Here is an 11,550-nt window from a genome sequence, read left to right as displayed (position 1 = left end):
CTTTGAGTTCTGAACATAAATCGTAAGAATACAAGTGTATAGCTTATTCAAAAAAGAAATAAAAACTTTCCTCGGATCGCTGATCGGGTACCTGGCCGTGCTGGTTTTTTTATTGGTTACTGGTTTGTTTCTGTGGATTTTCCCGGGGGATTACAATATCCCGGAAAATAACTATGCAACGCTGCAGGGGCTTTTTACGCTGGCACCGTGGTTGTACCTGTTTTTGGTGCCTGCCATTACCATGCGCATGTTTGCCGACGAAAAACGGAGTGGTACCATCGAAATCCTACTTACGCGGCCACTGGCAGATTTCCAGTTGGTGATGGCAAAATTTTTGGCTGGGCTGGTCCTGGTGGTTTTCTCGTTGTTGCCCACTTTGCTGTATTTTTTGTCGGTTTATTGGCTGGGAAATCCGATAGGAAGTATCGACACCGGCGCAACCTGGGGATCGTTTATGGGGCTGTTTTTCCTGGCAAGTATTTATGTGGCCATTGGTATTTTTGCCTCGTCGCTTACCGATAACCAGATCGTTTCCTTCATATTCGGCATGTCGTTGTCGTTTATTTTTTACCTCGGTTTCGAGTTTGTGGCATCGGCCGAAGTCCCTTATTTGCTGGAGCAAATTTTTTCCTGGTTAAGCATTAACGATCATTACCTGTCCATTTCGCGGGGAGTGGTTGATATGCGCGATATCCTGTATTTTATTGGTATGGCCTTTTTGTTTTTGTATGGCACCACTCTGATTTTACGAAAAGGAAAACTCCGAAAAACAAAAGCAAAAGTTCGGGCGGTGGTTGTTCCTGTAGCCGTTTTGCTGATACTCGCCATTTCATCGAACTTTTTATACCGTATCGACCTGACGGCTGAAAAACGTTATTCGTTATCGGATGTAAGTAAACAAATGGTAAGTGGACTGGAAGGTCCGGTAGAAGTGGAGTTGTATTTAAGTGGTGAGCTGGAAGCGGGATTGCGAAAAATACAAAACGAAGTACTGGAGAAAATTGCTGTGCTGAATGCCTACAGTTCGGCTCCGATTCGGGTTCGAGTTTTTAATCCGTACAGCATTGGGAATGTCGAAAAGCAGGAAGAGTTTATTGCCGGGCTGGTAAACAGAGGTGTGCCACGAATTAATTTTGGGCATAAAACCGAACAAGGCGTGAGTTCGCGTTTTATTTTTCCAGGTGCGATTATTCGTTATCAAAATAAAGAGCTGGCGGTTAATTTTCTGAAAAATAATCCGTACACGAGTTATGAAAATAACTTTAACCATTCGGTGGAAACCATCGAGTTCGAGTTGGTAAATGCATTTCATAAACTGATGCGAAAGAAAAAATCGGTACTGGCATTTTTGCAGGGGCATGATGAGGCGAACCATTACGAAGTGGCCGATATTGCACGTTCACTGTCTGCCGATTTTGAGATTGATATGCTGGAAGTCGCTGATCTGAATGATTCGGACGTTGACATTTTGGTAATTGCCAATCCGAAAAAGGAATTCCCGGAGACCTCCAAAATTGCCATCGACCAGTACCTGATGAAAGGTGGAAAACTGATGTGGCTGGTTGACCCGGTTCAGGTGAGCCTCGATAGTTTGAGCAAAGGATTTCAAACCTATTCATTTCCAAACGACATGAATATTGGCGACCAGCTGTTTCGCTATGGCGTTCGTTTAAATTACGAGTTGCTGCAGGATGTAAACTGTATTCAAATTCGGGTAAATACAGCCGCGCCGGGTAATCCGCCACGTTACACCTTGCATCCGTGGTATTATTCGCCATTGCTTACGCCCAACGATAATCACCCGATTAGCCGAAACCAGAACTGGGTAAAAACAGAATTTGTTTCATCGCTCGATACGGTTTCTGCCAGTTCAAATCTCCGAAAAGAGGTGATTCTGAGTACATCGCCTTATGCCCGCCGGATAAAAGCACCGTCGTCGGTGAGTTTGGCAAACATTAACAATCCGCCGGCACGCGAGTTGTTTACACAGTCAGATATTCCGGTTGGCGTTTTGCTGGAAGGCGTGTTTACTTCGAACTATAAAAACCGTATGGTGGAAAACTACGGCTATTCATCGGCAGAACTGATTACGGAAAGTAAACCCACACAAATGATCGTAATTGCCGACGGAGGTATGATAACCAACAAAGTAAATTATTCAACCAATCCACCTAAAATTCAGGAACTTGGTTTTGATGAGGTGTCAGGGCAGGTTTTCGGAAATAAGGAGTTTCTGATCAATTCTATTTCGTACCTAGATGACAGCAAGGGGATTATGCAGTTGCGCGGCCGGTCGCTAAAATTACGTTTGCTCGACAAAGTAAAACTGCGCGAAGAAGCCGCTTTCTGGAAATGGCTGAATGTATTGCTGCCACTGCTTTTAATCATTGTTTTTGCACTGGTTTACAACCTTGTTCGTAAATACAAATACAATCGTTCATAAAAACGGGTAAAATCAAGCGAAGCACGATAGGGATAATTCCTGAAAGTTTGTATATTCGTATACTTAGATTAGTTGTAAATAAGACAAGAATTCAAAAAAATAAATCGAAATAAATGAAGTTTGTAGTTTCAAGCACCGAATTACTGAGCCACCTTTCTGCAATTAGTAAGGTAATCAGCAGTAAAAGTACAATGCCAATTCTCGATAACTTCTTGTTTCAGTTAAGCGAAACAGAGTTAACCATAACAGCTTCCGATCTGGAGTCGACTTTAATTACCAGCCTTGAGTTGGATAATATTGAAGGCGAAGGAGCCATAGCAGTTCCGGCCAAGTTGATCACCGATACGCTGAAAGAATTTCCGGAGCAACCACTGACATTTCAGATCGATGGTGATTCTTATCATGTTGAAATTTTTTCCGACAATGGTAAGTTCAGCATTATGGGGCAAAATGCCGAGGATTTTCCGGAGCAGCCGGCGTTGGATGAAGAAGGTGCATCTTCAATTGATGTTAGCCATGTTGTACTTCAGAAAGGAATTGAAAAAACTTTATTTGCCACGGCCGACGATGAATTACGTCCGGTAATGAATGGTATTTACGTTGAGCTTACTCCTGATTTTGTGAGTTTTGTAGCATCTGATGCGCACAAGCTGGTACGTTACCGTCGTTTGGATGCAAAAGCTGAATTCGAGTCTTCGTTTATTTTGCCTAAAAAACCGGCTAGCTTGTTGAAAAACCTGTTGCCAAAAGAAGAGTTTGATGTTAAACTGGAATTCGACGATAAAAACGCCTTTTTTACCTTAAGCAACTATAAACTTATCTGTCGTTTGGTTGAAGGAAATTACCCAAGTTATAATTCGGTAATTCCAACCAACAACCCGAACAAGATGATCATCGACCGCCTGAATTTCTTTAACACCGTAAAACGTGTTTCCGTATTCTCGAACCAGGCGAGCAACTTGGTAAAACTGAATATTACCGACAACCAGTTGGTGGTTTCGGCACAAGATATCGACTTCTCTATTTCGGCAGTTGAGCGCATCAATTGCGAATACGAGGGAGAAGAAATTGAAATTGGTTTCAAATCAACCTTCCTTCAGGAAATTCTTACCAATATTTCAACTGGCGATGTAAAGGTTGAGATGAGCGATCCAACACGTGCAGGCTTGTTGCTTCCGGCCGAAAACGACGAAGACGAAGATATGTTGATGCTGCTGATGCCAATGATGATTAACGTTTAAAAAGATACAACGATAAACCGAAAAGGTATCCGGGAACGTAGGTTTTAGGGTACCTTTTTTAATTCATACCCACCATGAAATTACATTTAAAAAACGCTTTGGTTTTTTTAGATCTGGAAACCACCGGAATAAACATTGTTACGGATCGAATTGTGGAGATTGCTTTAATAAAAGTAAATGTTGACGGTACCGAGGAAGAAAAGCTGTTACGCATAAATCCTGAACAACCCATTCCGATTGAGGCTTCTTTGATTCATGGAATTTACGATGAGGATGTAAAAGACGCGCCAACTTTTAAGGAAGTTGCAAAAACATTGGCTAAATTTATGGAAGGATGCGACCTGGCAGGTTTTAATTCTAACCGTTTTGATATTCCCTTACTGGCCGAAGAGTTTTTACGTGCCGAGGTGGATGTTGATTTTAAAAAGCGCAAATTTATTGATGTGCAGGCCATCTTTCACAAAATGGAAAAACGTACACTGGCAGCAGCGTACAAATTTTATTGTAACCAGGAATTAACCGATGCACACAGTGCAATGGCCGATACAAAAGCAACTTATGAAGTGCTGAAATCGCAGCTCGATAAATACAAAGATGTGGAGTATGAAGATGCAAAAGGGAAAAAGTCAACACCAATTGAAAACGATGTGGAAAAGTTGAGCGAATTCTCGTCGTACGACCGCAATGTTGATTTCGTGGGCCGCATTGTTTACGATGAAAATGGTGTTGAAGTCTTTAACTTTGGAAAGAACAAAGGAGTACCGGTTGAGCAGGTTTTACAGGAGCAACCCGGTTACTTCGGCTGGATTTTGAACAGTGAATTTCCGCTGTATACGAAGAAAGTTTTAACACAGTTGAAACTAAGAATGATGAATAAATAAAGCTCGTAGCTAGAAGCTCGTGGCTAGAAGCTAAATATCATGAAAATAATTTGCATAGGAAGAAATTACGTGGCTCATGCCAAAGAGTTAGGGAACGACTTACCCGAAGAGCCTATCTTTTTTATGAAGCCCGACACTGCCTTGTTGCGAAATAACGATCCGTTTTATATCCCGGACTGGACCAACGAGGTGCATCACGAAATTGAGTTGGTAATCAAGATAAACCGTATTGGCAAAAATATTGAAAAACGATTTGCACACCGTTATTACGATGAGGTGGGACTGGGAATTGATTTTACTGCGCGTGATGTACAGGCGCAACTAAAAGCAAAAGGACTGCCCTGGGAAAAAGCAAAAGCTTTTGATAAATCGGCAGTATTAAGCAGTACTTTTTTGCCAAAATCAATTTTCCCCGATCAGGAGGCAATCAGTTTTCGCCTGGACATAAACGGCGCTACTGTTCAGGAATCGCATTCGGGAATGATGATCTTTGATTTTGATGAATTGATTGCCCATATCTCTAAATATGTTACCCTAAAAATTGGTGACCTCATTTACACAGGAACACCTGCAAATGTTGGCCCGGTTGCCATTGGCGATCGTTTGGAAGGGTATTTGGAAGACAAAAAACTGTTTGACTTTGAGATTAAATAGGAATTAAATTAGAATATTTTGCACCGGCTTTTAAGCCGGTGTTTTATTATAGATTATTGAATCTGGCTTGAGCCTTTAAATCTACATAATGAAGAATCATCATTTTGAACTTGAAATGCAGGTTCGTGATTACGAATGCGACATTCAGGGCATTGTAAATAACGCCGTTTATCAGAATTACCTGGAACACACGCGCCACAAATTTTTAAACCACGTTGGGCTCGATTTTGCACAATTGCATGAGGAAGGGATTGATGCTGTGGTTATAAAAGCCGAGTTGGAATACAAATTTCCGCTACGTCCCGGCGACGATTTTTTAGTGCGTTTGAAGATTGGTAAACAAGGTCGTTTGCGCATTGTATTTTTGCAGGAGGTAATTCGTAAATCCGATGAAAAGCTGATGGTAAAAGGCCGTATTACTTCGGTACTAACAAAAAATGGCCGTCCACTTTCTCCTGAAATTCTGGAAAGTAAATTTGAAGAGGCCGGGATAGCTATTGAGGAAGTTTAATTGCTACTGGTGAGTATGGTGCTTAAATGATCGGTTTTAGAATCACTTCCAAATTTCGAAATATAATCCTGTAACAATTCTTTAGCTTTTTCGCAGTTTGTATGCTCTTTCTGGCACTCGTAAACGTAGCTTGCTGCCATCCCAAAAAGTGCATATTTGTTTTGGGGATTAATTTTTAAAACCCGGTTAAACTGAAATCGCGCATTTTTATAATGACTTTTATTAAGCCATTCATAACCGGAGTCAAGTAAATAGTTGATTTGCCCGCTTGTGATTTCTGTCTTTTGCTTCTCTTCTTCGGAAACATACGGATGATAATTTTTTTGACTGATGCTAAAGAAAAATTGAAAGATTCCAAAAGTTATCAGTGGAATCATAATTACCAGTGAGAAAATGGTAAGAACTAGTGTGGCCTTCTGATCTTTTTCAATTTCCTTTCGGTATTTTGTTTTTAAGCGGGTAAGTTCTTCCGGCGAAACTTGTTTTGAAACCAACTTATATTTGTTTTTGAAGATACGTTTATCTCCTTCTTCCCATTTTTGATAGGCATGGTGCTTGGGGCGCGCATTGGCACGTAACGATTGTATCATTGCAAGTACCGATCCTCCAAAGCTCATGGCCAATTATTTAATTAGTTTTTCTTCAATACGGTATTCTTTCGCTTCAATACCATTGGTTTTTAGTGCCGATTTAAATCCTTCATTCATCATTCGTCCCAGGCGCATGGGCATATCCAAAAGAGCAGGGTAGGTGGTTTTATCATCGGGTTGGTTATAAAAGTGAACACAGCTTTTTACATCCGACGAAAGATAAATACGACAGGCCATCGGGCGGGCTTCATACGCTGAGCATGCATCATCTTTTAAAAGCGGGCAGGGATGTTTGGCATTCATCAGATCATCGCCTTTTAAGTTTTCGAGCTTGGCTTGTTTTTGTTTTGCTTTTTCTGCTATTCCCGAGATCGTTTCAGCGTCAAAAGACTTGTTTATAGTGGCCTTTAAATAATCCAGCTCGTAGTCCAGCGCAAAAACCGGTTGGTGGCAACACCAGCTGCAGCCTCGTTTGCAATCGATACTTTGGTTTTGTTGCCGTGCATAAATAAACAACGAATCAATCAGTCCGTCAATGGCCGCATACATTTCTTTTAAAGATTGGTGCACCGCTTCCTTCTCCATGTTAGCTTCAACTGCCTTCATTGCCAGTTGATAGCCATCGTGAAAGAAGGCTTTTTCGAGTTGTTCAAATTGCGGGTTTGTGTTCATAAGATTAATTTTTATCAAGATACAAAAACAAAAAGAATCTTCCCATAAGTGAGAAGATTCTACTGAATTTTGAATATTGTTTCAATATTATATGTGTTTTGTCGAATATTATTCAGCATAAGGGAGTTGCAGACCTTGAAAATAAACGGGGAAAATTACTTGCCATTAAGTTTTTCCACTTTCAATCGCGCGAAATAATCCTTGGCGGCGCGTTTAACATGTGGCGATAGCAGTATGGTTGTAATTACGGTGGGGAAAGCCATCAGTGCAAAAGCAATGTCGATTAAACCAATGATCGTGCGTAGATTGGCAACAGCGCCCAGCAAAATTACAGCAACAAAAAGGTAGTTGTAAATGTGTTGGTATTTGGTTCCGGCAACAAACCCGAGGCATTTTACCCCGTAATACGGAAAGGCAAACATGGTTGACATGGAAAAGAAAATTACGCAGATAGCCAGAATGTATTTTCCGTAAACCGGAATACTGGAATCAAAAGCCTGTGCGGTAAGTGTAATTCCATCGGCGCTGCTCACTTTCCAGGTGTTTGTAATGATAATAGCAAGGGCCGTCATCGTACAAACAAGAATAGTATCGATAATTGGCCCCAACATAGCTACCAAACCTTCGCGGATCGGTTCATTGGTTTTGGCGGCGCCGTGTGCCATTGGTGCAGTTCCCAGTCCGGCTTCGTTTGAGAATGCTGCACGACGAACTCCGGTAATAATAATCGCTCCCAGCGATCCACCAAGAACAGCATTCCCGGTAAATGCATCGGAAAAAATGGTTTTAAACGCCGGAACAATTTCTGAAGAGTTGGAAAAAATAATGTATAAAACGGTTAGCGTATAAACAACAACCATGGTTGGAACCACGCGGCCGGTAACTTTTCCAATACGTTTAATCCCGCCAATAACAACGAGTCCCACAATTATAGAAATTACTACACCTGTTAGAATGTTGGAAGTAAAAGAGCCTTCAATTCCATTTGGAACCAGAATGACATCGCGAACCATTTGTGTTAGCTGGTTGGCCTGAAAAAGTGGAGAAACACCTATCATAGCCATTATGGCAAAAAATACGGCAATTGGTTTCCACTGTTTGCCCAATCCTTCGGAGATGTAATACATGGGACCTCCCTGTATTTCTCCGGCATCGTCTTTTCCGCGGAACATCACAGCCAGCGTGCAGGTAAAAAATTTGGTGCTAACTCCTAACAATGCCGATACCCACATCCAGAAGATCGCTCCCGGGCCTCCCATGGTAATTGCAACTGCAACACCACTAACGTTTCCCATTCCTATGGTTCCGGCAAGAGCTGTGGAAAGTGCCTGGTAGTGTCGCAATTGTCCGGTTTCGTTCGGATCGTCGTACTTTCCGGTTAAAATGGAAAGTGCGTGACCAATGTAACGTAGCGGCGCCAATCGCGAATAAACCAAAAAGTAAAAGCCACCACCAAGCAGCAAAATTAAAATAGGAGCTCCCCAAATGCCATCGGAGATTTTTATTATGAGTTCACCAATATTTTCAAACATTACGCTAAGAAATGTAAAACTTATCAATTATCAAACAGCATTATGAAAGATAAAAGTCTTGTTTTTTGATAAAATGATTAGATATGTATTGGATTTTGAAAATACGAGTTGGTACATCAAATCTATTGCTCGCAGATTTCGCAGATCAGTTTCTTTTAGTTTATCGAATCTGCGTAATCAGCGTAATCTGCGAGAACCATTTCGCTTATTTTAACTGTATTTGCACAAAAACGGGTAAATGATCAGATGGCGACCGGCTTTCTTTTGTATCGCTAATGGCTGCATATTCCAACACCTTAATTTTGTCGTTCACAAAAATGTAATCGATGCGGTTATCGCCTTCGCTGCCCGGTTTAAAACCGTTGTAAGTTCCAACCGGTCCGTAAGGTGGTTCCGCTGTAACTTCCCGGCTGTCATTCATATAGCCTTTTATCAGGGCTATTGGTTGTGTTTCCGGAGTCAGGTTAAAATCGCCAGTTAGAATTACCGGCAAACCCGATCCCGCAGTAAATTCTTCCATTTTTTCATGAATTAATTTTGCGGAATTTTTCCGGGCTTCCACTCCCACATGGTCGAAGTGTGTATTAAAAACAAAGAATTTTTTTCCGGTAATTTTCGATTTAAATTTCCCCCAGGTAACAATCCGGTTACAGGCGGCGTCCCAGCCAAGTCCCGGCTTATCGCAGTTTTCTGATAACCAGAAATGTCCTTTTTCTTCCAGAATTAATTTTTTTGGATTGTAGAAGATCGGCATAAACTCGCCGGCTTTATCACCATCGTCGCGGCCAACGCCAAACCATTTGTATTCGGGTAAACCTTTTTCAATGTCTAAAAGCTGACCGTACAAGGCTTCCTGCAAACCAAAAACTTCGGGATCGTAAAAATGCAGCAATCCGGTTACCATTTCAATACGGTTGGGCCAGGCATTAACACCGTCGCTTGCCGTATTCATTCGGATATTAAACGTCATTACATTCATTTGCTGCGCAAATAATATTGTTGGGAAGAATAAAAGCAGGCTTAAAATTAATCGTTTCATCGTTTTATAATTGTTTTTTCTGAAGAATAGGATACCTATCTTCTGGCAGACAGGGACCTCGTTTTATTCTGAACAGAAATTATAAGTAGCGTATTTATCGGTATTTTGTTTTCCTTCTATAATTGTTTTACGTTGCTCTTCTTTCCTGTCGATGGCAAAATCCTTACAAAATTCAATAATCTCATCGAAATAATCGGTAAGGGGCGAAGAACTTATTTCGTGACCGGCACCACAAGTTGTGTGTAACCAGTAGGGCGCGTCCAATTGTTGCAATTTTTCTGCAATAGTGTACGATCCATGTATAATCCAGTAGCCTTTGGTGTCTTCATCGCAATAATGGTGAGGTGCAGTACCATAGGGAACCAGGTTATCGTCGGTGCCGTGGAACAATAGCGACGGAATTGCCGATTCATCGTATAATGCGGTGGTGTCGGGAATGGCACCGGCCATACCAATTACACCTGCAAACGAAACCGGTCCTGAATCCAGACCATAGCAATAAGGCGGCTGGTAAGCAGTATACAAAACGGTTTCTGCTCCGGCACTGCTTCCCGAAAGAATTATCTGTTGTGGATTTATGGCGTACTGATGGCGGTTCTCTATCAGAAAATAGGTAGCGTCCAGCAAATCTTCATTAGCGGCATAAATCGTGTTCAGTTTTTCCGTTGCAGGGCAATCGCAGCCAAAACCTTCGGGCTTACCTTTGCGGGTTAAACGGTACGAAATGGAAGCCACCACATAACCGTAATTGGCCAGTCGCGTACAAAATGTTTTAATATTCTCGCCGTCTCTTTCGCCACCACTGAAACCACCGCCGTGCACATAAACAATCGTGGCACGTTCCTGCTCGTAATCGTTTTGCGGAAGGTAAATATCCATATCCAGGTTTTCACCATCCTTGGTAGAGTAGGTCGCTGTTTCTACCCTTATTTCATCAAACAAGTCGGCCGTGTATCTATCCTGGGCAATAGAAATATTTACCAGGAAGAAGAACAGACCAACGAGGCTTAACTTTTTATGCATAAATTTTTTGTGGTGAATATAAGGATATATCAGACTTTCTGCAAAAGAAAATGGAACCCAAAATTGAGTTCCATTTCTTAAGGTTAACTATATCAGTTTCCTTATTTTTTATCTTCCTGATTTCATAAAGTTACTTGCAAAGAGTATACCACAATCTTTAATGTGCAAGTATTCAGTAGTGTAGCATTTTTGTAATGTTGGTAGAGCGCTCCATTATGGGACATTCTTCCCGTATTTAGAACAGCCTGTCTACAGAAAGCGTGTGCGAAAGCTCATGATTCAGTAGCCATCGTTTACGTTCTAAACCTCCTGCATAACCGGTAAGTTTTCCTGTGCTCCCAACAATACGGTGACAAGGAATAATGATCGGTATTGGGTTTTTTCCGTTTGCCAGCCCAACGGCACGCGTATTCTTTTCCGAGCCGGATTGTATCGCAATATCGAGGTAGCTGGCAGTTATTCCAAAATCCACTTCTTGTACCAGTTGCCAGATTCTTTGCTGAAATTCTGTTCCTTCAGGAGCCAATTGAAGGTTGAAATCTTTTCGTTCACCGGCAAAATATTCCTGCAGCTGACTTTCCGTGTCTTCCAAAATCCTTGGTTGTACAGTAGAATTTTCTGCTTTTTCAGCATCAAAACATACGGCTGTTAAAGCCGTTTCGGTCGACTGAAGTTTGAGCCAGCCAACAGGAGAATTCATATATCGGGTAAATTGTGCCATAAAAAATCCGGTACCAAAGATACCGGATTTTAATAAAAGTTAGGTTAGTAGTTAATACCTTTCGCGTTTCGTATATTTTGTATGCAATAAATGATGCGATACTTCACCGAGTGGTTCTTTTAAAAAGTCTTTGTATAACTTATTGATTTCATGGTTTTCGTGCGATTTGCGAATCGGTAGTCCTTCATCTTCGGCATAAATCGCCTCGGCGCGCTTCTGCCTGATTTCCGGATTAGTAGGAAT

At 41.5% G+C, this 11,550-nt stretch carries 12 protein-coding genes; 5 read left to right on the top strand and 7 right to left on the bottom strand.

The features are described 5' to 3' along the window. Positions 1–34 precede the first annotated feature (34 nt). The 5 genes from gldG (at position 35) to ABZB17_RS14865 (ending at position 5,730) form a co-directional block, all read left to right on the top strand. Positions 35–2,443, top strand: coding sequence for a gliding motility-associated ABC transporter substrate-binding protein GldG (gene gldG, locus ABZB17_RS14885; RefSeq protein ID WP_372651139.1), 2,409 nt, complete (start codon positions 35–37; stop codon positions 2,441–2,443). A gap of 113 nt (positions 2,444–2,556) precedes the next feature. Beyond that, positions 2,557–3,684 (top strand): DNA polymerase III subunit beta, encoded by a 1,128-nt coding sequence (gene dnaN, locus ABZB17_RS14880; protein ID WP_163321870.1) that lies wholly within the window; start codon positions 2,557–2,559, stop codon positions 3,682–3,684. Positions 3,685–3,758: 74 nt separating this feature from the next. Beyond that, entirely contained in the window at positions 3,759–4,565 is an 807-nt protein-coding gene (locus ABZB17_RS14875; RefSeq protein WP_372651137.1) for an exonuclease domain-containing protein, read from the top strand. Positions 4,566–4,604: 39 nt separating this feature from the next. Continuing rightward, positions 4,605–5,219: a fumarylacetoacetate hydrolase family protein gene (locus ABZB17_RS14870; protein WP_372651135.1), complete on the top strand. Its 615-nt coding sequence runs from the start codon at positions 4,605–4,607 to the stop codon at positions 5,217–5,219. 88 nt (positions 5,220–5,307) lie between these two features. After that, on the top strand, positions 5,308–5,730 hold the full coding sequence (locus ABZB17_RS14865; protein WP_372651133.1) for an acyl-CoA thioesterase: 423 nt from the start codon (positions 5,308–5,310) through the stop codon (positions 5,728–5,730). Here ABZB17_RS14865 and ABZB17_RS14860 read toward each other — a convergent pair. The 7 genes from ABZB17_RS14860 to ABZB17_RS14830 all read right to left on the bottom strand — a co-directional run. After that, positions 5,727–6,347: a hypothetical protein gene (locus ABZB17_RS14860; protein WP_372651131.1), complete on the bottom strand. Its 621-nt coding sequence runs from the start codon at positions 6,345–6,347 to the stop codon at positions 5,727–5,729. The two genes, ABZB17_RS14865 and ABZB17_RS14860, sit on opposite strands and share 4 nt — an antisense overlap. Positions 6,348–6,353: 6 nt before the next feature. Beyond that, positions 6,354–6,992, bottom strand: coding sequence for a YkgJ family cysteine cluster protein (locus tag ABZB17_RS14855; RefSeq protein WP_372651129.1), 639 nt, complete (start codon positions 6,990–6,992; stop codon positions 6,354–6,356). A gap of 155 nt (positions 6,993–7,147) precedes the next feature. Further along, entirely contained in the window at positions 7,148–8,524 is a 1,377-nt protein-coding gene (locus tag ABZB17_RS14850; protein WP_372651127.1) for an alanine/glycine:cation symporter family protein, read from the bottom strand. Between the two features lie 205 nt (positions 8,525–8,729). Then, a complete protein-coding gene (locus tag ABZB17_RS14845; protein WP_372651125.1) occupies positions 8,730–9,563 on the bottom strand; it encodes an endonuclease/exonuclease/phosphatase family protein in 834 nt (277 codons plus the stop codon). A gap of 63 nt (positions 9,564–9,626) precedes the next feature. Beyond that, a complete protein-coding gene (locus ABZB17_RS14840; RefSeq protein ID WP_372651123.1) occupies positions 9,627–10,586 on the bottom strand; it encodes an alpha/beta hydrolase in 960 nt (319 codons plus the stop codon). A gap of 235 nt (positions 10,587–10,821) precedes the next feature. Then, positions 10,822–11,307, bottom strand: a complete 486-nt coding sequence (locus ABZB17_RS14835; protein ID WP_372651121.1) for a methylated-DNA--[protein]-cysteine S-methyltransferase — start codon at positions 11,305–11,307, stop codon at positions 10,822–10,824. 51 nt (positions 11,308–11,358) lie between these two features. Further along, on the bottom strand, positions 11,359–11,550 hold a 192-nt coding region (locus tag ABZB17_RS14830), incomplete at its 5' end, for an iron hydrogenase small subunit (RefSeq protein WP_372651119.1).

Origin of the sequence: Draconibacterium sp., from assembly GCF_041583095.1 — a bacterium.
In the GTDB taxonomy this organism is placed as follows: domain Bacteria; phylum Bacteroidota; class Bacteroidia; order Bacteroidales; family Prolixibacteraceae; genus Draconibacterium.
Note: the sequence above shows the minus strand (reverse complement) of the source record. Positions and strands in the feature narration are given on the sequence as shown.